Here is a 23,408-nt window from a genome sequence, read left to right as displayed (position 1 = left end):
TGTCTTCGAGGCGGCGACCCCTGTGCAGGTGTTTCTAACCGGGGTAGTGCGTGGAACCTGGCTCCAGTGCGCCACGTCTCGTGAGATCCTCGCGCAGCGCCTTCTTGTCGATCTTGCCGACCTTGGTCAGGGGCATCGAATCGATGATCACCAGTACTTCGGGCAGCTTGTAAGCCGCCACGCCGGCATCGCGCATGAGCCTCCGCAGATCGTCCAGTTCGATCTGCACCCCCTCGCGCAGCGTGGCATAGACGCAGACACGTTCGCCGAGGGCCGGGTCCGGGATCGCGACAGCCGCGTTCATCTCTATGCCGGGATGACGGTAGAGGAGGTTCTCCACTTCCTCGCCCGAGATCTTCTCGCCGGCGCGGTTGATGAGATCTTTGTCTCGGCCCTGCACCACGAGGTTGCCGTCTTCTCGGAGCTCCACGATGTCGCCGGTGATGTACCAGCCGTCGGGCGCGAAGGATCGCTTGTTGTGGTCCGCTGCTTTGTAATATCCGCGTAGTGTGTAGGGGCCTTGTGTGTGGAGAACCCCGCGGCCTCCGAGCGGTACAGGATCGCCGTCCTCGTCGACGATCCGGACCATGTCGCCTGGTGACACCGGGCGGCCTTGCGTGCCGATGACGATCGGTTCGGGGTCGTCGAGCCTGGTCATGTTGAGCAGACCCTCGGCCATACCGAACACTTGCTGGAGCGTCGCGCCGAGTACGGGTTTCACACGCGCGGCGAGCTCATCGACCAGACGCGATCCGCCCACCTGCACCACCCGCAGCGTCGCGAGCTGGCCGGTTCGCTCGGCCTCTTCGTAGTCGATCCAGCGTTGGACTACCGCGGGCACGGCAGCGACGTGGGTGACGCGCTGGGCCTCGATGGTCGCGAAGGCTCGGCTCGGTTCGGGGCTTTGCAGCATGACCACGGTGCCACCTGCCAGGAATGTGCCGAGCAGGCCCGGGCAGGCCAGCGGGAAGTTGTGGCTGGCCGGGAGCGTCACCAGGTAGTTGGTGCTGTCGTCGAAGCGGGCAGCCTCGTTCGCGACCTCGGCGTTGTATCTGTAGTCGTTGTGTGAACGGGGGATGAGCTTTGGCAGACCCGTGGTGCCGCCCGAGAGCAGGAACAGAGCGACGGCGTCGGGAGAGATCGGGAGCGCGTCGAGCGTCGCTGCGGGGTCTTCGTGGTCGGCGGGAAGCGCGCAGAGCCCGCGCAGGTCGATGGCGTCCGCGTGGGCGTCGCCGAGCACGATGATGTCGCGGACGCTCGGCACGGCGTCTCTGATCGCCTTGGCGAGTGCCTGGTGGTCGAAGTCGCGGAGGATGTCGGGGACGACCATGGCAACGGCTTCGGAGTGCTCGGCGAGGTATTCGAGTTCGTGGCGTCGGTGCGCGGGCAGTGCCATCACAGGGATGATGCCGGCTCGCAGGCAGCCGAGCGTGAAGATCACGAACTCCCACGTGTTGGGCAGTTGCACGACGACTCGGTCGTCTGTCTCGAACCCGAGTTCGCGCAGTCGTGCGCCGAGCGCGTCGGCGCGTCGACACATCTCCGCATAGCCGATGCGGGTCTCACCGTCGACGAGCGCGATGTCATCGGGTCGTCGCGCAGCCATGCGCCAGATGGGAGCGGTGAGCAGTTCGTCTTTCCAGTAGCCGGCCTCGCGGTATTGGGCCGCGAGGTCCGTGGGCCAGGGGACGACCCCTTCAGTTGTGGTTGTCGACGCCATTGTCTTCCTTCCGCGTTACTAGCACTGCGTCGAGGGCTACAGCGCCCTCGGCGGTGATCCTCAGCGGGTTCACCTCGATTTCGTCGATCCACTCGTTTGCCGCGAGCATGCCCCCGAGTCCGGTGATGCAGGCTGCGAGGTCGTCGATGTCGGCGACCGGGCCGCCGCGCCAGCCGCGCAGGAGCTCGCGTGCTGCAAGCTCATCGGGCATATCGGACGCTGTTTCGATGCTCAGCGGGGCCGAGCGGATTACCACATCGCCGATGGCCTCGGCAGCAGTCCCCCCGATCCCGAGGAGCACGATCGGGCCGAACACGGGATCGCGTCGTGCACCGACGATGAGATCGACGCCGGCCGGCGCCATCTCCTCGATGAGTACCTGCTCGGCGCCGATGGTCCGCAGTGCGTCGAACGCCGCGTCGAGCGCGGCGAGATCGGAGACGCCCAGGTGCACGCCGCCGATATCGCTCTTGTGCAGCACCGTCTCGGAGAGGATCTTCACGGCGAGCGGGGTGTTCAGTTCGGCGAAGGCGGAGTGGGCCTGCTCTTGCGTGGCGGCGACGCGACGCCGTGGAGTGGCGATCCCGACACCCGCGACGAGCTTCTTGGTGGCGTGTTCGTCCCAGCCTTCGCGCGCCTCGATCCGCAGGCCTTCGACGATCCGGTCGTCACCCGTGCGAGCGCGGAGCCGGGCGTCTTCAGCGAGGCCGGCGAGTGCCTGGGCGAGACCGAGCGGACCGGTGACGAAGGGGATGCCTGCTGCGACCGCTGTCGACCGGATGCTGGTGATGTCGTCTGCGGGCCCATCCATCGCGATGAGCACCGGGGTTCTTCCGTGCTGCAGCGCGCGCGCCTGCTGCACGCTGCCGACCATGTCGAGCACCGGCTCGGTGAGGCCGTAGACCCCGACGACGTCGGCAGAGTCATCGTCGGACACCGCGGCGATCACTTCGGGGAAGCTCTGGCCTGGTCGTCCGGTGTCGACAGGGTTGGCCTGATAGGTCAGTGGCGGCAGCAGCTCCCCGAGGCGTCGTCGGGTCGGCTCGGAGAGCGTCGGCAGCTCGACCTTTCGCGAAGCGAGTTCATCGGCGATGAGCAGACCGGGGCCAGCCTGGCCTGTGATGAGCGCCACGCCCGGGTGAGCGGTCGCGGCGATCCGACCGGCCGACAGCCCGATGACCGCCGAGATCAGCTGTTCTTCATCGTCCACCACGACGGCCCCAGCCTGGGCGAGGACCGATCGCGTGGTGCGCCAGGAGGTCGCGAGGGCGCCGGTGTGCGATCGGGCGAATTCGGCGACGTTGTTCCGGCCGACGACGAGGGCGACCACCGGCTTCCGTTCCGCCGCCGCTCGCACCGCGGCGAGCAGCGCGGGTCCGTCGTCGCACGACTCGAGGTGCAGCGCGATGACCCGTGTCTGCTCGTCCTCGGCGAGGTGGTGCAGCACGTCGGCGTGCCCGACGTCGATCCCCGTTCCGATCCCGATACCGAGGCTCACACCGATGCCTTGCGCCGAGAGGCGGAAGGCGAGCATGTGGTTGACGCCGCCGCTGGCTGCGACGACGCCGACCGGACCGGCGGCGACGTTGTGCGCGCCGGGAACGAAACTCGCGATGAGACGGCGGACGGGGGCGAAGAAGCCCGAGGTGTTGGGGCCGACGAGGCGCATGCCGCTGCGCGCGAGTTCCTCGCGTACGCGATCTTCGATTTCGGTGCCTTCCGGCCCGATCTCGGAGAAGCCGCCCGAGCAGACGAGTGCGGCCGTCGCGCCGGCTGCTGCGCAGTCTCGGAGCGCAGTGGCTGTGGCAATGGCGGGCACGCAGATCACCGCGAGATCGGGGCTACCGCCGGCAGCGGCGATCTGGCGTGCGGCGTCCGCGGCCGAGTTCACGAAACCATCGGTACTCGCGCGCGGGTTGACCCGTGCGAGGGGCAGGCCGCTCGTCTGAAGAGACGCCGCCATCACCGCGCCGAGTTTCTCCGGCGAAGCCGAGGCGCCGATGACCATCACTCCGCGCGGGTCGAAGAGGGCACGCAGGGCGCTGTGCGTCATCGGGAGATCACCGCGTGCGCGCGGCCTGAGAGCACGAGGGTCGCGGCATGATCCGGCGTGCCGTCGACGAGCTCGACAAGGACCGGCAGTTCTCCGGTCAGCGCGTGGCGCTCGGCTTCGAAGATGCGCGCCTCCTCTTCCCCTCCGGTGAGGATGACCAGCTCGGCATCGGGGGCCTCGGCGGAGCGCTGTGCGACGTCCAGATCGATGATGTGCGCGCGGGCAATGTCGAGTTCCCGGCCGGAGGCGTGGATGAGCTCGCCGTCAGAGGTCCAGGTCAGCAGACGGCCGGGCGCGCGCTGTGAACCGATCTCCAGAGGCGTGTCGAGCACGTCAGCGTCGTGACGCGCGCGCCACTCGGCCTCGATCCTTTCCGCGAAACGCGTGTCCCGGATACGGATCTTCTGCAACGGGATGCTGCGCGAGAAGAAGTGGAAGGCGAACTGCCAGGGCTCGAAGGCCTGGTAGTACTCGCCGAAGTGCTCCCACCATCGCAGGCTCGGGCGGGCCGCGGTCTGCACCCGGGCGACCTGCGGCTGCGCGACACTCTCGTACTCGGTGAAGGCGGCGTCGAGATCGTCCGGGTGGGCGGCGAGAGCGTCGGCGAGGGCGATAGCATCCTCCATCGCCATCTTCGTGCCGGACCCGACGCTGAAGTGCGCGGTGTGGACGGCGTCGCCGAGGAAGACGACGTTGCCGGCGTGCCACGTCGCTGTGCGGCGGGTGCGGAAGTTTCCCCAGCGGGAGTTGTTGGTGAGCAGCTGCCCGCCCTGCAGCTCCCCCGCGAACAGCTTGGTGATGTAGGCGCGCGTCTTCTCATCGGAGGGACCGGGGGGCTGGGTGACGTCGAACTCGTCGAGGCCGGCCCGGCGCCAGGTGTCCTCGTCGGTCTCCACGATGAAGGTGCTCACATCGGCGGAGATCGGGTAGGCGTGCACGGCGAAGTTGCCGTGCTCAGAGCGTCGGTGCAGGAACGTGAGTCCGTCGAACATGCGGTCGGTGCCGAACCAGATGAACTTGGCGCTGGCCTGCTCGACGACGTGACCGAGCTCGACCTCGCCGACCGCTGTGCGAAACGCCGAGTTGGCGCCGTCGCCGGCGACGATCACGTCATAGCCGTCGAGTCGATCGGGAGTTGGCACGAACTCGCCGAAACGCAACTCCACGCCCGCATCCCCTGCCTTCTCCTGCAACAGACGCAGCAGAACGCGACGATGGATGGCGGCCATCCCGTTGCCCCCGAAGGAGTACGTCTCGCCCTTGGAGACTACGTCGATGGTCTCCCAGTGCGTGCCGTATGCTGCGAGCCCATCGGTCAGCACAGAGTCGGCTGCGTGAATCTTGCGCAGCGTGGCGTCCGAGAACACGACGCCGAAGCCGAAGGCGACGTCCGCCTGGTTGCGCTCGAAGAGCGTGATCTGCCACTCAGGGCAACGCTTCTTCATCAGCGTCGCGAAGAACAGGCCACCGGGGCCGCCACCTACGACAGCAATTCGTTTCGACATTGAACCTTCCCGCCTCTTTACGGAGTGAACCGACTACACCATCTTGTTACAATTTCCAGTAGTGTGTCAATATTCTGTTACTTGTGGCGTGCCTGGCCCCTGCTCCGGCCTCCCGCAGCAACGCGCGCGCCGATTTCGCGACCCCGCGGGGTCCATGACCGCGGGATGAGAAGGGACACCAGCATCACCCGCCGCCCTGCGTGCCTCAGAACCAGCGCGGGATCGCGGGAAGCTCTTCTGCGTCGCAGGTCAGTCGTCGCGCTCCGCGGCCGGTGAGCCATCTGGCGAGGTCGGGGGCTGTGCCGGAGATGGTCGGGGCATCACCCGCTTCAGGATCACCGACCTCTATGGGTGCCCGATCGTCTTCGAAAGCGAGGAGAAAGCGCGCATGGTCGCCACGGCGGCGCCACGCGGCCAGCACGTCGGCGATGATGCGGTTTACGAGTTCGGGCGGGAAGTCGAGAAACGAGCCGCCGTTGGCGAGATCGACCGCGTGCACCCATACTTCGCGAGATCGCATCCAGGCGGTCTCACGCACGGGTACCTGTCGTCCCTGCGCGGTGCGCACCTCGTGATCCCACTGCTCGGCGCTGAGGTCGCGCCATTCGACGTTGAGATGCACCTCCGCGTGCGCGAACAGATTGCGCAAAGCGCGTGGCGGGAGGGTGCCGCCGAGCAGGATCTCGCCGCCGCGCTGCTTGTCGGTGAGGTACATCGGTGTCTCGACGCCGGTCCTTGCCCATTGGGTGAGCCGGGTGAGCGCACGAGCGTTGTAGCCCACATGCGCAACCAGTTCGGCGCGTGTCCAGCCGGGCAGCAGGCTTGGCTGCTGAAGTTCGTCGTCGCGCAACTCGTTGAGCTTGCGTGCGAAGTACGCGGTGCCGCGGCGCGCCCAGTCGAGTTCCGTCGCCGGCGCGTTCGGAGAGTCGTAGCGTGCGCCGGCACCCTGCCGCGCTCTGAGCGCTGCTCGTGCCTCCTCGATCCCTTCTTCGGCGATCTGTCGCGCTTCGGTGCTCATCACGCCTGCTCCGGCACCGCGACGTTCACCAGCTCGCCGATTCCGTCGACGGTGGTGCTGAGGGTCTGGCCCGCGGTGAGGTAGCGCTGCGGTTTGCGTGCGTGGCCGACGCCGCCCGGAGTGCCGGTGGCGATGACGTCTCCTGGATTGAGCGTGAAGATCGTGGAGATGTACGAGATCAGCGCCGCCGAGTCGAACACCAGGTCGTTGATCGGGGTCTGCTGCACGATCTCACCGTCGACGCGGGTCGTCATGACCGCGTCAGCGGGTAGTTCGTCGGGGGTGACGAACACGGGGCCGATGGGGGTGGAGTTCTCCCACGCCTTGCCCTGGAACCACATCGGGGTGCGGTACTGCCAGTCGCGCATGGTGACGTCGTTGAGCACGGAGTAGCCCGCGATCGCTTCGGCCGCCTGCTCGGGCGACGCGCGACGCACAGTCTTGCCGACGACGAGGGCGAGCTCACCCTCCCAGTCGACCGCGTTCGATTCCGGCGGCAGCTGGATCTGGTCGCGGGGGCCGATGAGTGACTCGGGGTATTTGGTGAACAGCGTCGGAAACTCGGGAAGATCGCGGCCCATCTCGCGGATGTGGTTGCGGTAGTTCAGGCCGACGCAGATGATCTTCTGCGGCGCGACGATGACGGGTGCGAGACGGTTTTCGTCGAGCGCCTCCTGCTGCCCTCCCGCGGACGTGACCTGATCGAGGGCGTCGGCGCGCAGCACCGCTCCCACGTCCGGGAAGCCGTCGAAATGGGTCAGAGTGTCGCCGTCGACGCGAACCGCGACGGTAGTGCCGTTTTCGTCGAGGCGCAGGGTTGCGAGTCTCATCGGTTGTCTCCCTCGATCAGTGTGCGATTGAAGTGCAGGCGCTCCATGATCGGCGCATCCGAGAAGGCGAACAGGTCGAACTGGGTTTCGGCCTGCAGCGACCACGGTACCCAGGAGGGCACGACGAAGATGTCGCCCTTCTCGAGCGTGCGTGTGACGCCGTCGAGGACGACGTCACCGGCGCCCTCGAACACCTGAAAGACCTGCGAGCCGACGTCATGGCGGATCGGGGTGCGGGTGCCCGCTCGCAGCCGGTGGAACTCGGCGCGGATCGTCGGCATCACATCGCCACCGGTGGTCGGGTTGACGTATCTGATCGCCGCGTGACCCTGCTCGACGGTAGCGGGCACGCCTTCTTCCTCGAGCAGGAGCTGCTCGGTGAGGGCACGATCGGTGTACTCCCATCGGTAAGCCCCGATGGGTGAACTGACCGTGTCCTGCAAGCCCGATAGGGGCCGCAGGCCCGGGTGACACCACAGGCGCTCTCCACGCGAGTAGTTGGGGGTCGCATAGTCCGTAACGCGCTCCGAGCCGAACTCGAAGAAGCCCACGTCGTTCTGATAGGAGAACGGGATGTCGAGGCCATCGATCCATGCCATCGGCTGATCGGTCTGGTTGTGGTGGCCGTGGAAGTTCCATCCAGGTGTGAGAAGGAAGTCGCCGCGGCTCATGCGCACCGGGTCGCCGTTGACGACCGTCCAGACGCCCTCGCCCTCGACGACGAAACGGAAGGCGTTCTGCGAGTGGCGGTGTTCCGGCGCGGTCTCCTTGGGACCGAGATACTGGATCGCACACCACAGTGTCGGGGAAATGTAGGCGCGGCCACCGAGACCGGGATTTGCCAGGCCGATCGCGCGCCGCTCGCCGCCGCGCCCGACGGGCACGAGGTCGCCCGACCGCTGAGCAAGCGGATACAGGTTCGCCCACTTCCAGACGTGCGGTACCGCTTTGGGCGCCGGGTACATCGGCATGAGGTCGTCGATCTGCGTCCACAGCGGCATGAGGTGCTGTTCCTCGAAGCCCTCGTAGAGAGCGCGAAGCTCAGGCGTGTCCTCGGGATGCATCGCGTTGTCGATCGAGTCGTGGTCCACGACCTCGAGTCCGGTAATCGGATCGATCTGAGTCATCTTTGAACTCCTTCTCGTTCAGAGGGAACCACCAGCAGTATCGCCTCGGGCCGTGAAGCGTCGGGGCTACAATCCCACTATGCAGAATCCGGGCGAGTATTCTTCGGGCGGCAGGCGAGAGCTCGTTCCCGAGCCGAAGTACATGCTGGGCTCGGTCGACGGCGCCCTCCAGCTGCTGCAGCTGCTGCGCGATGAGGGATCTCTCCGCGTGATGACTGCGGCGGAGCGCGTCGGCGTCTCGAGGTCGACAGCGCACCGTCTTCTCTGCATGCTCACATACCGCGGCTTTGCGGTTCAGGACGAGGACCGGGTCTATCGTCCGGGTCCCGGAATGAACGTTCCTCCGGTGCGCACCGGGGCGATTCGCGAGTTCAAGAGCCGCACCGAGCAACACTTCCTCGACTTCGTCGCCGAGATAGAGCAGACCGTCAGTCTCGTCACCCGCTTCGGCACGACATCGCGCTTCATCGAGACATACGTTCCCCGGCGATCGTTCGCGGTCAGCAGCAGGCGCGGTCAGATCCTGCCCGCGATGCTCACCTCGGGAGGCAAGATGCTGCTGTCGCTGCTGCCGGACGCCGCACTCGCACAGCTCTACCGTTCAGATGCGGCCGCGCGTAGCGGGACGAGGCTGAGCGACGCGCAGTTCCGGACGCTGACGGCCGAGCTTCGTCGAGCGCGAGATCAGGGACACGCGCTCAACCGTGAGGCGACCGAGCGTGGTGTCTGGGCACTGAGTATGCCGCTCCGACCGCCCGAGCCCGGCATCTGGCTCGCCTTCGCTGTGGCTGTACCGGCGGAGAAGTCGGAGCTGTTCTCGGATGAGGCTTTCCTGGAACGGTGCCGCGAGTTCAAGCGTCGCGTCGATCACGTGACGGCCTCGGCATAGCGTTCCCACGAAGGAATCGAAGTCCTGACCGCGACTCTCGTCGGATCCGCATCACACGAGAACCGATCGATCCATGCCGACTTCCGTCCCCTCCACGGCGACGATCTCAGCGAGAAGGCGAAACGGGCTCATCGGGCCGACGCAGAAGCAGCGGCCCTGGCTGTCTGGAACGAGTCATTCCGCCTTGCGACGCACCTGCAGGCCCGCAAGTTCCTCGACCACGCCATCGGCATCGCGTTCGAGGGTCGCGTAGACCCGCGTGAACACCTCATGGGCTACCCGCCCGGTCCAGCCGTCGGGCAGCAGCTCCTCCGGCAAGTCCGGATCCCGGAAGGGGAACTGACGGTAGGCGCTCGTCAGCTCGACGTGACGTTTGAACGCCTCGGCTCCCTGCAGAGCAGGCGTCTTCCCGAACTCCTCGACGAAGCGCGCGTAGTCGGCCTGCACGTCGCCGAGATCCCAGCACCGCTCCGCGATCCCGCGATCCTCCTTGAGGCCGCGTGTCGAGCACGTCAGCAGGTCGAGCGATACAAGCTGCAGGTCGGAGAGCGCCCGCTCGGCCTCGTCCAGACGCGGGTGAGGACTCATCCATATCGATGCGCTGAGCTGCCCGAAACCGAGCCAGGCCAGCCGCTTGCGTGCGTCGTCGCGCGCCACCCGCTGCCGCTCCGAGAACTTCACGATCACCATCGACCACTCTCGGTTCCACCGACCGTCACGCCGACGGAAGATCCGCTCACGGCCCTCGTCGAGCAGACGCCACCCCTTGTCCGAGAGTAAATAGGTCACCTCCCGGCCGTTACGCTCTGACTCGAACCAGCCCTCCTTGCGGAGACGGGTCATCACGACACGGGTGGTGCCCGGATCGACATCGAACTGCGCAAGCATCCGTGTGAGCCCTGTCAACGGCACCTCGCCCCTCCCGCAATAGCGCAAATAGTCGCCGAACAGGGTGAAGACGAGAGAACGGGGCGTCACCCGACGATTCTTCCAGATCCAGGTTGTAGAGAGCACTCGCTGGCTCGAACATCCTGTTGGCGACGACACGTCCGAGGCATCTGCGCCGTCGGCCACGCCAGATCGTGCTCCTCGCGTACAAGGTGAGCGCCCAAGCCCGACTCGTACCCGGTCCCTGAGAATGCACGAACCTCAATACAAAACACTATCTTGACAAGCGCCGCGTATTTGTTACATGCTTGGCCTCGCACGTCCCCTCACTCAAAGACGAGGAGCAGATCTCGTGAACTACGCCGTACCGCCCCGACCATCAATCGTCGGCAGAGGCGCCAAGAAGAAGTCCGGCCTGACCGTCCTCGTCCTCTGCTTCGTGGCCATCGTCTTCGACGGGTACGACCTCGTCGTCTACGGATCGACCGTGCCGTCGATCCTGAGCGATCAAGAGTGGGATGTCAGCCCCAGTGCGGCCGGCGTCTTCGGCAGTCTCGCCCTCTTCGGGATGCTCATCGGCACGTTGTTCGTCGGTCTCCTGACCGACATGCTCGGCCGCAAGAGGATCATGATCATCTCGTTGACCTGGTTCTCGGTGCTCATGGGCCTCACCGCGATCGCGCCCTCGCCGGAGATGTTCGGCGTGCTGCGCTTCCTCACCGGGCTGGGCCTCGGCCCGGTCATCCCGAGCTGCGTCGCGATGACCGTTGAGTTCGCGCCGAAGGCGCGCCGTCAACTCGCCAACGCCGTCATGTACAGCGGGTACTCGGTGGGCGGCGTGCTCGCCGCGCTGCTCGGCATCATGCTGCTGCCGCACATCGACTGGCGCTGGCTGTACGCCTTCGGCGCATTGCCCATCGTCGTGCTCGTGCCGTTCATCTGGGCACTGATGCCCGAGTCGGTCGCCTACCTCGCCGCGCGCGGACGCCACGAGGAGGCGCGCCGCATCGCCGACGACTACGGTCTCGCCTACTCCGACATCGTTGCCACCCCCAAGGATCATGCGGCAGCGGTGGGACCAAAGAAGCCGAGGTCGTTGCGCCTGATGTTCAGCCGCGACTGGATCCTCGGAACCTTCATGCTCGCGTTCGCCAGCTACTGCGGTCTGCTGCTCGTGTACGGTCTGAACACCTGGCTGCCTCAGATCATGCGCGAGGCCGGCTACGACCTCGGCAGTTCGCTGAGCTTCCTGCTCGCGCTCAACGTCGGCGCGATCGTCGGCGCGATCTCGGGCTCGTACATCGCCGACAAGATCGGCATCAAGAAGGTGGTGCTTGCGAGCTTCGTGGTCGCTTTCATCGCCGTTACGCTCATGAGCTTCGGCCTGCCCTATGGCGTGTTGCTCGTCTTCATCGCTTTCGCCGGCCTCGGCTCTATCGGTACGCAGATATTTGTGAACGGCTTCGTGGCGACGTACTACCCGCAGGCCAACTCCGCCACCGCGTTGGCCTGGACGCTCGGCGTCGGCCGTCTGGGCGGGATGAGCGGCCCGCTGATCGGCGGCGTCATCGCGAGTCTCGCTCTCGGTTTCCAGGTGAACTTCTACGTGTTCGCTGGCGTTGCCCTCGTGGGCGTGATCCTGATCACGCTGGTCCCGAGACGGCCGCTGAGCGCGTAACTCGGCGATGGGAAGATCGCATCCAGCGCCCGTGAGAGCGAGGCGAAGACCGCCACCTCCCAGCCGCGGTTCGGATGCAGCGACATCTCGCACCGCGGGAGGCCCTGCCGGGCTGAGTCACCCGTTCCGGGGATCCGGGTCAGTGCGACGCCAATCGATTCCGAATGGGGCGACCCGCGCATGCAGACGCAACACGGCGCACGCTTGCCTCCCGCCGATCATGACAGCGACGCGAAGAAGTTCCGCAATCGCGCGGGAGGTGAGATGCGTGCGGTGACGAAACGCCGCCGCACGCGCGCCGCACTCGCGGGATACGCCCTGTTGGCGCCCAGCGCTCTGGGCGTGCTGGTATTCCTCGTCGTGCCCGTCTGCGTCGTCCTGTGGCTCACGACGCAGGACTGGAACATGCTCGACTCCCCGCGCTTCGTGGGCGTCGACCAGATCGTCGACGTGCTGACCGACCCGACGTTCCTCGGATCGCTCGGCGTCACGTTCCTCTTCATCGGCATCGTCGTGCCCGCCCAGATCGCCATCGGCATGCTCCTCGCCGTTCTCCTGACCAAGGGCGTTCGCGGCACCATACTTTTCCGCACGCTCATCGTCATCCCGTGGATCTCGGCGCCGCTCGCGCTCGGGGTCGTCTGGAAGTGGATCCTCGCGCCCACAGGCGGGCTCCTTAGTGCCATCGTAGGCTATCGGCTGGAGATCCTGGTCTCGCCCGTCTGGGCGCTGCCGGCCGTCGCGTTCGTCGTGCTCTGGAACAACGTCGGGTACACGTCCCTGTTCTTCATCGCGGGGATCATGGCGGTGCCGCCCGAGATCCTCGAAGCCGCCGAGATCGACGGGGCCGGGCCGTTGCGCACCTTCTGGTCGATCACGCTGCCGCTGCTGCGCCCGACCCTGTTCTTCGTCACCGTGACGACCGTGATCGCGGCCTTCAACGTGTTCGACCAGGTCTACGCCCTCACCGGAGGCGGCCCTCAGAACCGCACCTCGCTGCTGGCCTGGCACATCTACGCCGAGGCATTCGAGAACGGGAACCTCGGCCGGGCCTGTGTGATGGCGGCCGTCATGCTCATCATTCTCATGTCCGTCACGCTCGTGCAGCACCTGTACTTCCGCCGGAGGATCACCTATGACCTCTCGTGAGAAGCCGCGCCGGCGCGGGCGGGGCGCGGTGCGCACGATCGGCATCTACGCCGGACTGATCGTCACGTCCTCCATCATGATGCTGCCGTTCCTCTACAGCTTCGTCACGGCCTTCAAATCGCCGGCCGACTTCGCGCGCAGCTCCCCCCTGTCGCTGCCCGACCCGTGGAGCCTGGACAGCTTCGCCGCCATGCTGGGCGGACGCGTCGACCTCGGAAGGGCGCTGCTGATCACCCTGGCATCCGTCGTCGTGGTCGTCGTCTTCCAGGTGGGCTCGTCGATCCTCGCCGCCTACGCCTTCGCGCGGCTGACCTTCCCCGGCCGGGATGTCGTCTTCTGGATCTTCCTGTCCACCCTCATGATCCCCGGCACCGTCCTCGTCATCCCGCTCTACCTCATGATGGCCGGGGCGGGACTGAAGGACACGTTCGCCGGGCTCGTGCTGCCGTTCCTGTTCGCCTCGCCCTACGCGGTGTTCCTGCTGCGCGAGTACTTCCGCGGCATCCCCCAGGACCTCATCGACGCGGCACGCCTGGACGGAAGCGGGAACCTGCGCATCCTGTCCCACATCGTCGTGCCCGTGTCGACGCCCATCATCGTCACGATCCTGCTCATCACGGTGGTCAGTCAGTGGAACAGCTTCATGTGGCCGCGCGTCATCGCGGGCACGAAGGTCCCCGTGCTCACCGTCGCGACCGCGGCCGTGCAGACGCAGTACGCGGCGAACTGGACGTATGTCATGGCGGCCACGACGATCTCGCTCGTGCCGCTCATCGTCCTGTTCGTCGTGTTCCAGAAGCAGATCGTGCGCTCGATCGCCATCACGGGAATGAAGTGAGCAAGACATGAGCCCCCGCCAGCGCGATGGCCTAGCAAGGAGAACACGGCAATGAGCAAACCACTGATGCGGATGACCGTCGCGGCGCTGACAGCTGTCATAGCCAGCGCACTAGCCGGATGCCAAGCCGGCAGCGACACGGACGACGACGAGCAGGTGGTCACGATCAGGCTCTGGGACGATCAGGCCGCCGTAGCGTACGAAGACGCCGCGCCGGGCTTCGAGTCCGCCAACGACGGCATCTCGATCGAGATCGACGTCATCCCCTGGGCCGACTACTGGACCACGCTGCGCAACGACGTAGCATCCGGCTCCGCGGCCGACATCTTCTGGGTGAACTCCAGCAACTTCATCGACTACGCCGAAGCGGGAGCCCTCCTGGACATCAACGAAGTGCTCGGCGCCGGCGCCTCCGAGGCATGGGCGCAGACGGTCGTCGACCAGTTCACGTGGCAGGACGGACTGTGGGGCGTCCCCCAGCTGACCGACCCCGGCATCGGCGTCTTCTACAACAAGACGCTGCTCGACGAAGCGGGAGTGAGCGTCGAGGAGGTCGAGAACCTCGTCTGGAGCCCCGACGGCGCCGGCGACACCCTCATCGACGTCGCGACCCGCCTCACGAAGGACGGCGCCGGCCTCACCCCGGCCGACGAGGCCTTCGAGCCGCTGACGCTGACGCAGTTCGGCTACAACGCCGCCTACGACTTCCAGGCCATCTGGGCGAACTACCTGGCATCCGCCGGAGCGGTGTTCCAGGACGGCGAGGAACTCGGCTTCGACACGCCCGAGGGCGTCGCCGCCACCCAGTACGTCGTCGATCTCATCAACGAGCACCACGTCGCCCCATCGGCCGCCGACACCAACGACAACGGCGACTTCAGCCGCGACCAGTTCCTGCAGGGAAAGCTCGCGCTCTTCCAAACCGGTGCCTACAACATCGCCAACATCCGCGACGGCGCCGACTTCGAGTGGGGCATCGCCCCGCTGCCCGAGGGCCCGGAAGGGAGGATCAGCCTCACGAACGGGATCGTCGCCGCCGCGAGCGCGACCTCCGAGCACCCCGAGGCGCAGAAGGCCGTGCTGGAGTGGCTCGCCAGCGTCGAGGGCGCATCGTCGCTCGGCGCGACGGGTGCCGCGCTGCCCGCCGTGCTCGACGCCCAGCAGTCGTACTTCGACTACTGGGCCGGGGAGGGCGTCGACGTCTCCCCGCTCCTCGACGTGCTCGACAACGGCACAATAGAAGCACCTCACGGAGCACGCATCTCTGAGGCGTTCACGGCGATCGGGCCGACGATGAAGGAGGTCTTCCTGGGTCGCATCCCCGTCGCCGAAGGCCTGCGCGAAGCCCAGGAAGATGGCAACCATGCGGGAGGCGGGTGAGAGCGGAGGCGATCGGGGACGAGGGACAACGGAGCACTGCGGCTACGCCTGGGAACGAGGTCGAGAGCACGAAGTTCGAGAACGCGGTGGCCACGAGCCGGGAACGCTGAGCCCAGTTCGTCAGTCACGGCGCGAGAGTCGCGTTCCGCGACATCACCACGAACGCGTCACCGACCGAGCAGCCGTAAAGTGGGCAGGACCGACACCGCGTCATTGTGCGAGCCCGCGCACGCGGACCATGTCGGCGATCAGACACAGAAGATAGGACGCCGGCATGTACGTGGATGCTTCGACCCTCTCGCCTGCGGCCACCTATCGCCTCCTGGTCGGGTCGGTGGTGCCACGCCCGATCGCGTGGGTGACCAGCGGAATCGACATCGTGAACCTCGCGCCATTCAGCTCGTTCGCCTGGGTGAGCCAACATCCCGCGATGCTCGGCTTCACCGTGAACCGACGCCACGACAGCCGCAAGGACACCATCGTCAACATTGAGAAGTTCGGGGAGTATGTCGTCAACATCGCCAGCGACGATATGCTCCCAGCCCTGCACGCGAGCTCCGAGTTCTTCGAACCCTCGGTAAGCGAGGCCGAGCATCTGGGGGTCGCTCTTGCACCGTCCCAGTCGATCCGCGTGCCACGCCTGCTCAAGGCTCCCGTCGCCATGGAGTGCCGCTTTCACAGCACAACCGCATTCAGCCCCACCGGCGGGGAGTTTGTCGTGGGAACCGTCGTCGGATGGCACATCGCCGATGAGGTGATGTCAGGCGGGCGCATTGACACCGAGAAGGTTCGTCCGCTCGGGCGCCTCGCCGGCCCCCGCTACTCGAAGCTCGGCGCGATCACCGAGCTGCCGCCGGTTCCCGGAGGCTGACGTTGCCGGACGCGCTTCGCATATCGTTCGCTTTGCGAGTTGCTTTACAGCGATCGCACCGAGCCTCGAGGAGCTCTTCTTCCACCGTGCTCCGGTCGCCGAGAGCCTCGGTACAGTGCAGGCTGACGGGAACAAGGCCGATCACCGGCTGACCGCGGCGACACACGATCAGGCACCCGATCACAGACTCACGCGCGTTCACGGCCAGGTGCGGACCATCACCCGCGAACCCCGTCGGTTGCCTGCACGTCGGCGGCGGACTCGCTGAGCGTCGCCTGCGCAGCGTACAAAATCGGTCCCATCAACCGCCCGAGCTGGACGACGACGCCCGCGTGTATCCTAAAAGAAACACAGTGGTTGCGTTCAACGCGAAATTGTCACATCATTGCCTGGTCATCACACTGCAAGGAGGCAGAAGACATGCCAACGATCGAGTACCTGGTCAGCACCGCGGCTGACGGCACACCGCTCGAATACTTCAAGACGGGCACTGGGCCAGCACTCCTCATCACGCACGGGAGCGTCGCGACAAAGGAGCAGTGGATCCCGGCGAGCGAGGTGCTCGCGGAGCGGTTCACGGTGTATGCCTACGACCGCCGGGGGCGTGGGGGCAGCGGGGACGGCGAGACGTACTCGATCGCGACCGAGGTGTCCGACATCTCCACCATGCTCGCCGTGGCAGGCCCGGCTTCACACCTGCTTGGTCATTCGTATGGTGCGTTGTGCACGCTGGCTTACTCGCGCACCCAGGGACTCGGGGGCGGCGTCCACGTCGCCTTTGAACCGCCACTCGCAGTCGATGGCCCAGTCGCCGGCGACAAGCTACCTGGATATGCGACGCTGACCGAGGCTGGCGAACTCGACGCAGCCCTCGAATACGCACTGATCAACTTCGTGCGTGTACCCGCACAGGCCATTCCCTTCCTTCGCGAGACGCCCATCTGGTCGACCTCCGCCCCGCTGACCCCGACTTGGGTCCGAGAGCTTCGCGAGATCGACGCCCTGGGCACCGATCTCACACCCTACGCTGCGATCGCCGACCCCACACACCTGATAGCAGGCACCACGACGGCACCGTTCCTCTACCGGTCGGCGCACGAGCTGGCGCACGTGATTCCGGGATCGACAATCACCGACATCGACGGAGCCGACCACTTCGCGCATCTAGCTAATCCCGCCGGATTCGCCGACGCCGTGACCGCCGCTATCGTTGGGGCCGCACGCGCGTGACAACGACCCCTCGGCAGTCATCGAGATCAGCACCTTGGGTACCTTGAAACGAAAGCTCGTTTCACGCACCGATGATCTCGTGGCGGCTGAGCGAGCTCAAGTAGACGATGATGCGCAGATCCAGCGCTGCCTCGGGCTCCAGCAAGAGGTTCCAGTACCGGTCGGTCGCCGTCGAGACGCGAGAGTCTCGACGGCCGGGCCGGGCCGGGCGAGCAACGGGCAGGGCAGGACAGGGATTTGTGACAGCCAACCCCGAGGCAGACCAGTCCATGGCGACGATCTCCCTCGTGCTCTAGCTGGACCCGGTGACCGGGTACTCGACCTTCTCTGAGCGGGACACGCTGTTCGCGATCGAGCGATCCCTGCAGGCAAGCCGATCGGGGTGAATGCGTTCGGATACAGCAACGATCGCACCCGCCCGGGCTCATCACTAGCACCGTGTCGAAGGGCGGGATTGACTCGAGACACACTCACATGGCGGGGTTGGGCGTATCGGCGGCGACTTCACGGGCAGCCTGACGCAGTGCTCGCGTTCGCACTCTCCGGTCGTTGGTCTGGGAGGCGACCGCGATCTGTAGCGGGGGCCCGTCCACGGGGACGAAGGCGACGTCGGGATTTCCGTAGTAGTCGCGTGCCGTCGCGGCGTGGAGCGAGATCCGCCCGGTCATCGCCACTGCCGTGGGGATCGCTTCGGGTCGGTTGACGACGAATTCGTCGGGCACATCTGGGGGGATGATCCCCGCCCACTTCGCGATCGTGCCGTGCTCGTTTGAGACCCGAAGCCAGTCCTGGCTGCGCAGGTCGGCGGCGGCAAGGTGACGCCGTTTCGCGAGCCGCGACCGTGCCGGCACCACGACTACCCGCGGCACGCTGTCGATCACGTCGAACTGGGTGCCGGGCTGGGGTTCGAAGTACTGCACGATCGCCGCGTCCACTTCGCCGTCGCGCAAGAGGCTGTGCTGGTTGGAGAAGTCCAGTTCGACGAACTCGATCTCGGTGTCGGGCGCGTGTCGCAAGAGTTTCTCGCGCAGCGCTGGCCACAGCGCGCCTGCGCCGAATCCGAGCACGCCCAGTCGCAGGGTGCCCGCGTCGCGGCACGGTCGCCGTGTCGGGTCGAGACGAGAGATGGTCTCGACATCGGCGAGGATCCGCCGCGCCCGCGCTACTACGTCCGCACCGGCATCCGTCAGCGAGACCTGTCGACTCGTCCGCTCGAAGAGGCGTACGCCGAGCGTTGCTTCGAGCTCGCGGATGCGGCGACCGAATGGCTGCTCTGAGATGAAATGGCGCCGCGCCGCACGCCCGAAGTGCAACTCGTCGGCGAGCGTAACGGCGTACTCCAACGCGCGCAGATCCATGGCGTCCTCCACAGTGAGGCGACGGGCACCCGATCCCCGTCTACTAGCACAGTTTACGCGGTACTGGGTCGGTGCGGTGTTCTCCCGGATCGTAACCGTTTTGGCTGATGATCCGTCGCATGGAACGTGCTGTGCTCAGCATGAACAACACCGACCCGAAAGGAACTGGTCATGGCGCAACGACGCGTACTGATCCGGCACGCCACGCTCGTCTCAATGGACCGGGAGGTGGGAACCGTGGACGACGTCGACGTCCTCGTCGAGGACGGCATCATCGCCGACATCGGTCACGGCATTTCCGACGCCGGCGGGGAGTCCATCGACGCCGCCGGCGGGATCTTGGCACCCGGGTTCATCGACACCCATCGCCACACCTGGCAGACGCAGTTGCGCGCACTCTGCGGAGACTGGGTGCTCGGCGACTACCTGGCCGGGGTGCGGTACACGCTCTCACCCGCCTACGAACCCGACGACGTGTACCTGGGCAACTATGCGGGCGGATTGGAGGCGCTCGACGCGGGAGTGACCACGATCCTCGACTTCTCGCACTGCAACAACACGCCGGATCACGCCGACGCCGCCGTCCGCGGGCTCCGGGACGCGCGGATCCGCGCGGTGTTCGGCTATGGCTTTTTCGACTCCAGCCCCGCGTCCCCGCCGCACTTCCTCAGCCACGATATGCGTGTGGCAGATTTCCATCGAGTCGCCGACGATCTGCAGGCCGACCGAGCGTCCCTCGTCTCCCTCGGCGCGGCGCTCACCGAGTACGGCGTCGTTCCGATCGAGGCCACGGCGCAGGAGATCAGGGCGGCGCGTTCGCGCGGAGCACTCGTTGTCACACATACCGGGTGCGTGTGGAGCATGCCCTCGGGAGTGAGCGAGTTCGCGGAGCACGGCTTGCTCGACCCCCATCAGGTGCACGTTCACTGCAACACGCTCGACGAGGCGGAATGGCGGGCTCTCGCAGCCCACGGCGCGAAGATCTCGATCTCACCGGAGACAGAGCTGAACATGGGAATGGGTCGGCCGGTGTTCGCCCAGGCGCGCCAGCACGGGCTGAAGCCCACGCTGTCCGCCGATGTCGTCTCGCTCAACTCCGGTGACCTGTTCCACCAGCTGCGCCTGGCAATCGCCTTCGACCGCTGGGCCAGCACGGAGCACGTCAACCTCGCCGGCGAGGACCCGCTGGCCCCCACCGTCAGCGCGTACGAAGCACTCGAATGGGTGACCGTCAACGCTGCCGAAGCGCTCGGCATGGAAGACCGCATCGGCAGCGTGACCGTTGGCAAGCGTGCCGACCTGATGATCGTCGGCGGCCACGGACGCTCCGCCCATCCGCGCATCGACCCCGCAGCGACGCTCGTGTTCCAGACCACCCCTGCCGACGTCGAGACGGTGCTGGTCGACGGGACCGTGGTCAAGCACGACGGGCGGCTGCTCGAGGTCGACGAGACTGTGCTGGACGAACGGCTCGACGCGTCAGCTGCGAGGATCCTCGAGCGCGTCAAGACGGCAGGCGCCACCCTCCCGGGCACGCCCCCTGGCGGGATGTTCGCCGCGATCCGGGCGATGGCGGAAGCCGCGAGTGGATCACATGCTCCCGCGTGAGCTCGAACCGATCGCCCCGGGAGTCTGGGCGTGGGTTCAGCAGGACGGTACGTGGTGGGTCAACAATGCGGGACTGATCGCGGGGGACGACGGCGACGTGCTGGTGGACACCTGCGCGACGCTGGCGCGCACGCGGGAGCTGCTCGCGGCCATCGACACCGCTCGACCAGGGGCGAGGCTGCGGTGGGCGGTGAACACCCATGCGCACGGCGACCACACCCACGGCAACTGCCTACTCCCGGCGGAGACGACGATCATCTCTCACCCCGCGACCCGCCGCGCCCTCGTAGACGACATCGTGATCGAGCAATGCCCCCCGTTCTGGGACCCCGTCCCCGACTGGGGCGGCGCGGTCAAACGGCTCCCCGAGCTGCTGACCGCCTCGGCGGACATCGTCACCGGACAGCGCACCGTCGAGATCCGCCACCCCGGCTTCGCGGCTCACACGGACGGTGACCTGATCACGTGGCTGCCCGATGCCGGTGTGCTTTTCGCCGGAGATCTCGTGTTCAACGGCCTCACCCCGCTGGTGTTCATGGGCAGCGTCCCGGGCGCCCGCGACGCGCTCGACTGGTTGGCCGGCTTCTCGCCGGACGTGCTCGTGCCCGGTCACGGCCCCGTACTGCGAGCGTCCGCGATCACCGCGGAGCTCGACCGGCAACGGCGCTACTACGACTTCGTCGCCTCAATCGGCGAAGACGCCCTACGGCGCGGGTCTGGACCGCTCGAGGCAGCATCCCGCGCCGATCTGGGCGATTTCGCGCACTGGGCGGACAGCGAACGACTGGTGATGAACCTGCACCGCTACCTCGCCGACGCGCGGGGGGAGACATTCGAACCGGTGGCGGCGTTCGCCGACGCCGTCGCCTGGAAGGGCACCCCCCTGCCCACGACCGTATAGCGGAGAGAACCGATGAGATTCGTCACCTTCCTCGCCGACAGCGGCCCTCGCGCCGGTGTCGTCGAGGGCGACACGATCCGAGCCCTGCCACGCGAGACCACCCTGCAACGCCTGGTCGAGGCTGGCACCGAAGCACTGCCGGACGCGGGGGCCGCAGCCCTGCGGAGATCCTCGCTCGTCGTGCCGCTGTCGACGGCGCAGCTGTTCGCACCGCTGCCGGCGCCCCCCACGATCCGCGACTACATGACATTCGAGGAACACGTCGAAGGCGTGGCCATGCTCGCCGGCGCCGACGTCGCGCCGCGATGGTACGAAGCGCCAGCCTTCTACTTCACACATCCCGGCGTTGTGCGCGGCCCGCTCGAGGATGTTCCGGTCCCGCCCGGATGCGAACTGTTCGACCTCGAGCTGGAGGTCGCAGCGGTCATCGGGGCCGGTGGCTCCGATCTCCTGCCCGAAGAAGCCGCCTCCAAAATCGCCGGATACATGCTTATGAACGACTGGTCAGCACGTGACTTGCAGTTCGAGGAAATGACGGTGCGCCTAGGGCCCGCGAAAGGCAAGGACGGCGCCACCAGCCTCGGCCCGTACCTGGTGACCCCCGACGAACTGATCCAAGGCGACGCGGGCTCCTCGCCCGATGCGCCCTTGACGGCGAGGATCAACGGCGAGGACATCGGACACGCCAACCTCGCCGGCATGTCTTTCACCTTCGGCCAGATGATCGCCTACGCCTCACGCGGCAGCATCGTCCGAGCAGGCGACATCTTCGGCTCAGGCACCTGCGGCGGCGGCTGTCTCGCCGAGCTATGGGGACGATTCGGGAGGAATCACCATGCCCCGCTCCGACCGGGAGATGTCGTGGAACTCGACGGCGGCCCCCTCGGACACCAACGGTCACGCGTCGTACCCGGCGCAGCAGGAATCGAGCCAAGCGTATTCCGCGCCAAGACTGCTCTCGGCCTACTCAGCTAACCAGGTGATGCCCATGTGCTACACGAGACGTGAGGCCGATGACGGGGACTCCATCCGCGAGCCGACTGTCCTCGTCGCACCTGATGGCCACTCCGAGTCAGCCGCCGCAACGCGCTCCCGGCATGGCTACTTCTACAATCAGCACCGGCCCCACACGGCCACTGGAAAGCTCCCACCCAACACGAGGCTGGACAACCTCCCTGAGCACTACAGCAAGAAGTGCATCGCCCGTGAAACCGGGCACCAAACGGTCGCGAGATGTCCGAGTATGCTCAACTCATGACCGACGTCGCCAATCAGGCCGGTGCCGCATTCCGGCACAGTCGACGGGCGGAGCTGCTGACACTGATTCGCACCCAGGGTCGCCTCGATGTAGCGGGAATCCCCGATCTTCTGGGGGTGTCCGCCGAGACGATACGACGCGACCTGCGGTCGTTGGAGTCGCAAGGACTAGTGCGGCGCGGCTACGGGGTCGCCTACCCGATCGAGAGCGGTGCTTTCGAACCCGCGCTTGATGTCCGCATGAACATCAACCCAGAGCAGAAGCAGCGCATCGCCAGCGCAGTGATCCCCCGTATTGGCGAGGCACAGACGATCTTCATCGACGAGGGCTATCAGACCCAGCTTGTCGCACAACGCCTGCCACTCGATCGACCGTTCACCGTTGTGACCGCTTCGCTGCCCATCGCGACCCTACTCGCGCCCCGTTCGAACGTTCAGGTCGTCATCCTGGGCGGCCGCGTTCGCGGGAATACCCTCGGAGTCGCGGATCATTGGCCAGCGAAAATGCTCTCCACCCTCACCATCGATCTAGCGATCCTGGGTGCGAATGGCGTCAGCGTTGAGCGCGGCATGACAACGCCCGATCCCGCCGTCGCCGCCGTCAAGACCGCGGCTGCCGAGGCCGCGATTCGTCGAATCTTCATTGGAGCCCATCACAAGTTCGGGACGGCGACGTTCGCCAAGTTCGCCGAGGTGACGGACTTCGAACTCCTGATCACCGGCCACGAACTCGCAGCCTCGATGGCGAACCATTTCAGCATCACTGGGGTTCCAGTCTTGCGCGTCTAATCGGTCGAGAACCGGTCAATCCAGCGGGCCAATTCCTCTCGGCTCGGCTCCGGTCACCGTGTTTGCATGAATGTCACCTCGGCGCAGCCGCCGTCGGATCAATGGAGATTCATGTACACGAAACAAGCGTCCGAAGTGACCGCGCACTGCGGGCTCGTCCGCGGACAGATCGAGGGCGGAGTCCACGTCTTCCGCGGTATCCGCTACGCCTTGTCGCCAACCGGGGCGCGACGGTTTGCCCCCCCCGGTCGCTGTGACCGAGACAGACATGAAGCGCCCCGGGTTTCGTGGAGGCTCTTGAACCTGTGAAGGATGAGGG

Annotated in this window: 20 protein-coding genes; 12 read left to right on the top strand and 8 right to left on the bottom strand. The window is 66.4% G+C overall.

The annotated features are described in order from the left end of the window. Positions 1-34: 34 nt before the first annotated feature. From M3C17_RS15675 to M3C17_RS15650, 6 genes are all read right to left on the bottom strand, one after another. Positions 35-1,720, bottom strand: a complete 1,686-nt coding sequence (locus M3C17_RS15675; protein WP_239282267.1) for a (2,3-dihydroxybenzoyl)adenylate synthase — start codon at positions 1,718-1,720, stop codon at positions 35-37. Beyond that, entirely contained in the window at positions 1,698-3,773 is a 2,076-nt protein-coding gene (locus M3C17_RS15670; protein ID WP_239282268.1) for an acetate--CoA ligase family protein, read from the bottom strand. Before M3C17_RS15670 ends, M3C17_RS15675 begins: the two co-directional genes overlap by 23 nt. Continuing rightward, the gene (locus M3C17_RS15665; RefSeq protein ID WP_239282270.1) at positions 3,770-5,278 is read right to left on the bottom strand and encodes an FAD-dependent monooxygenase; all 1,509 of its coding nucleotides are present in this window, start codon (positions 5,276-5,278) and stop codon (positions 3,770-3,772) included. Before M3C17_RS15665 ends, M3C17_RS15670 begins: the two co-directional genes overlap by 4 nt. 205 nt (positions 5,279-5,483) lie before the next feature. After that, positions 5,484-6,296: a maleylpyruvate isomerase family mycothiol-dependent enzyme gene (locus tag M3C17_RS15660; RefSeq protein ID WP_239282272.1), complete on the bottom strand. Its 813-nt coding sequence runs from the start codon at positions 6,294-6,296 to the stop codon at positions 5,484-5,486. Continuing rightward, positions 6,296-7,126, bottom strand: coding sequence for a fumarylacetoacetate hydrolase family protein (locus M3C17_RS15655; protein WP_239282274.1), 831 nt, complete (start codon positions 7,124-7,126; stop codon positions 6,296-6,298). Before M3C17_RS15655 ends, M3C17_RS15660 begins: the two co-directional genes overlap by 1 nt. Next, positions 7,123-8,190 carry a cupin domain-containing protein gene (locus M3C17_RS15650; protein WP_239282304.1) on the bottom strand — a complete coding sequence of 356 codons (1,068 nt, stop codon included), beginning with the start codon at positions 8,188-8,190 and terminating at the stop codon, positions 7,123-7,125. The genes M3C17_RS15655 and M3C17_RS15650 overlap by 4 nt, the downstream gene beginning before the upstream one ends. A gap of 142 nt (positions 8,191-8,332) precedes the next feature. On the opposite strand from M3C17_RS15650, the gene M3C17_RS15645 reads away from it, so the two are divergent. Beyond that, positions 8,333-9,142, top strand: a complete 810-nt coding sequence (locus M3C17_RS15645; protein ID WP_259978831.1) for an IclR family transcriptional regulator — start codon at positions 8,333-8,335, stop codon at positions 9,140-9,142. Positions 9,143-9,316: 174 nt separating this feature from the next. Here the strand turns inward: M3C17_RS15645 and M3C17_RS15640 are convergent, their stop codons facing one another. Beyond that, the gene (locus tag M3C17_RS15640) at positions 9,317-10,216 is read right to left on the bottom strand and encodes a PaaX family transcriptional regulator C-terminal domain-containing protein (RefSeq protein WP_239282278.1); all 900 of its coding nucleotides are present in this window, start codon (positions 10,214-10,216) and stop codon (positions 9,317-9,319) included. Positions 10,217-10,382: 166 nt separating this feature from the next. Between M3C17_RS15640 and M3C17_RS15635 the strand changes: the two genes are divergently transcribed. The 6 genes from M3C17_RS15635 to M3C17_RS15610 all read left to right on the top strand — a co-directional run bounded on the left by M3C17_RS15635 (position 10,383) and on the right by M3C17_RS15610 (position 17,176). Further along, positions 10,383-11,708 (top strand): aromatic acid/H+ symport family MFS transporter, encoded by a 1,326-nt coding sequence (locus M3C17_RS15635; protein WP_239282280.1) that lies wholly within the window; start codon positions 10,383-10,385, stop codon positions 11,706-11,708. Positions 11,709-11,981: 273 nt separating this feature from the next. Next, on the top strand, positions 11,982-12,857 hold the full coding sequence (locus M3C17_RS15630; RefSeq protein WP_311198450.1) for a sugar ABC transporter permease: 876 nt from the start codon (positions 11,982-11,984) through the stop codon (positions 12,855-12,857). Beyond that, positions 12,844-13,695 carry a carbohydrate ABC transporter permease gene (locus M3C17_RS15625; RefSeq protein ID WP_239282282.1) on the top strand — a complete coding sequence of 284 codons (852 nt, stop codon included), beginning with the start codon at positions 12,844-12,846 and terminating at the stop codon, positions 13,693-13,695. The genes M3C17_RS15630 and M3C17_RS15625 overlap by 14 nt, the downstream gene beginning before the upstream one ends. A 51-nt stretch (positions 13,696-13,746) precedes the next feature. Continuing rightward, entirely contained in the window at positions 13,747-15,075 is a 1,329-nt protein-coding gene (locus M3C17_RS15620; RefSeq protein WP_239282284.1) for a sugar ABC transporter substrate-binding protein, read from the top strand. A gap of 274 nt (positions 15,076-15,349) precedes the next feature. After that, positions 15,350-15,946 carry a flavin reductase family protein gene (locus M3C17_RS15615; protein WP_239282286.1) on the top strand — a complete coding sequence of 199 codons (597 nt, stop codon included), beginning with the start codon at positions 15,350-15,352 and terminating at the stop codon, positions 15,944-15,946. A 420-nt stretch (positions 15,947-16,366) separates the two neighbouring features. After that, a complete protein-coding gene (locus M3C17_RS15610) occupies positions 16,367-17,176 on the top strand; it encodes an alpha/beta fold hydrolase (protein ID WP_239282288.1) in 810 nt (269 codons plus the stop codon). A 470-nt stretch (positions 17,177-17,646) separates the two neighbouring features. Here the strand turns inward: M3C17_RS15610 and M3C17_RS15605 are convergent, their stop codons facing one another. Then, positions 17,647-18,534, bottom strand: coding sequence for a LysR family transcriptional regulator (locus tag M3C17_RS15605; protein WP_239282290.1), 888 nt, complete (start codon positions 18,532-18,534; stop codon positions 17,647-17,649). A gap of 171 nt (positions 18,535-18,705) precedes the next feature. On the opposite strand from M3C17_RS15605, the gene M3C17_RS15600 reads away from it, so the two are divergent. From M3C17_RS15600 to M3C17_RS18805, 5 genes are all read left to right on the top strand, one after another. Next, entirely contained in the window at positions 18,706-20,142 is a 1,437-nt protein-coding gene (locus tag M3C17_RS15600) for an amidohydrolase family protein (RefSeq protein WP_239282292.1), read from the top strand. Beyond that, a complete protein-coding gene (locus M3C17_RS15595; protein WP_239282294.1) occupies positions 20,129-21,043 on the top strand; it encodes an MBL fold metallo-hydrolase in 915 nt (304 codons plus the stop codon). The genes M3C17_RS15600 and M3C17_RS15595 overlap by 14 nt, the downstream gene beginning before the upstream one ends. A 12-nt stretch (positions 21,044-21,055) precedes the next feature. After that, positions 21,056-22,018 (top strand): fumarylacetoacetate hydrolase family protein, encoded by a 963-nt coding sequence (locus tag M3C17_RS15590; protein ID WP_239282296.1) that lies wholly within the window; start codon positions 21,056-21,058, stop codon positions 22,016-22,018. Between the two features lie 279 nt (positions 22,019-22,297). Further along, a complete protein-coding gene (locus M3C17_RS15585; RefSeq protein ID WP_239282298.1) occupies positions 22,298-23,089 on the top strand; it encodes a DeoR/GlpR family DNA-binding transcription regulator in 792 nt (263 codons plus the stop codon). 66 nt (positions 23,090-23,155) lie between these two features. Beyond that, complete coding sequence (locus tag M3C17_RS18805) at positions 23,156-23,398, top strand: carboxylesterase family protein (RefSeq protein WP_396820354.1); 243 nt, start codon at positions 23,156-23,158, stop codon at positions 23,396-23,398. The last annotated feature ends 10 nt before the right edge of the window (positions 23,399-23,408 follow it).

The organism is Microbacterium sp. p3-SID336 (assembly GCF_025143365.1).
Lineage (GTDB): Bacteria > Actinomycetota > Actinomycetes > Actinomycetales > Microbacteriaceae > Microbacterium.
The sequence above is the reverse complement of the archived record's forward strand: the minus strand, read 5'-3'. Positions and strand labels throughout refer to the sequence as shown.

Excerpts from the sequence above, each read along its gene's own strand:
- M3C17_RS15675 (WP_239282267.1), bottom strand. The coding sequence starts at position 1,720 with ATGGCGTCGACAACCACAACTGAAGGGGTCGTCCCCTGGCCCACGGAC.
- M3C17_RS15670 (WP_239282268.1), bottom strand. The coding sequence starts at position 3,773 with ATGACGCACAGCGCCCTGCGTGCCCTCTTCGACCCGCGCGGAGTGATG.
- M3C17_RS15665 (WP_239282270.1), bottom strand. The coding sequence starts at position 5,278 with ATGTCGAAACGAATTGCTGTCGTAGGTGGCGGCCCCGGTGGCCTGTTC.
- M3C17_RS15660 (WP_239282272.1), bottom strand. The coding sequence starts at position 6,296 with ATGAGCACCGAAGCGCGACAGATCGCCGAAGAAGGGATCGAGGAGGCA.
- M3C17_RS15655 (WP_239282274.1), bottom strand. The coding sequence starts at position 7,126 with ATGAGACTCGCAACCCTGCGCCTCGACGAAAACGGCACTACCGTCGCG.
- M3C17_RS15650 (WP_239282304.1), bottom strand. The coding sequence starts at position 8,190 with ATGCATCCCGAGGACACGCCTGAGCTTCGCGCTCTCTACGAGGGCTTC.
- M3C17_RS15645 (WP_259978831.1), top strand. The coding sequence starts at position 8,333 with ATGCAGAATCCGGGCGAGTATTCTTCGGGCGGCAGGCGAGAGCTCGTT.
- M3C17_RS15625 (WP_239282282.1), top strand. The coding sequence starts at position 12,844 with ATGACCTCTCGTGAGAAGCCGCGCCGGCGCGGGCGGGGCGCGGTGCGC.
- M3C17_RS15620 (WP_239282284.1), top strand. The coding sequence starts at position 13,747 with ATGAGCAAACCACTGATGCGGATGACCGTCGCGGCGCTGACAGCTGTC.
- M3C17_RS15615 (WP_239282286.1), top strand. The coding sequence starts at position 15,350 with ATGTACGTGGATGCTTCGACCCTCTCGCCTGCGGCCACCTATCGCCTC.
- M3C17_RS15610 (WP_239282288.1), top strand. The coding sequence starts at position 16,367 with ATGCCAACGATCGAGTACCTGGTCAGCACCGCGGCTGACGGCACACCG.
- M3C17_RS15605 (WP_239282290.1), bottom strand. The coding sequence starts at position 18,534 with ATGGATCTGCGCGCGTTGGAGTACGCCGTTACGCTCGCCGACGAGTTG.
- M3C17_RS15600 (WP_239282292.1), top strand. The coding sequence starts at position 18,706 with ATGGCGCAACGACGCGTACTGATCCGGCACGCCACGCTCGTCTCAATG.
- M3C17_RS15595 (WP_239282294.1), top strand. The coding sequence starts at position 20,129 with ATGCTCCCGCGTGAGCTCGAACCGATCGCCCCGGGAGTCTGGGCGTGG.
- M3C17_RS15590 (WP_239282296.1), top strand. The coding sequence starts at position 21,056 with ATGAGATTCGTCACCTTCCTCGCCGACAGCGGCCCTCGCGCCGGTGTC.
- M3C17_RS15585 (WP_239282298.1), top strand. The coding sequence starts at position 22,298 with ATGACCGACGTCGCCAATCAGGCCGGTGCCGCATTCCGGCACAGTCGA.
- M3C17_RS18805 (WP_396820354.1), top strand. The coding sequence starts at position 23,156 with ATGAATGTCACCTCGGCGCAGCCGCCGTCGGATCAATGGAGATTCATG.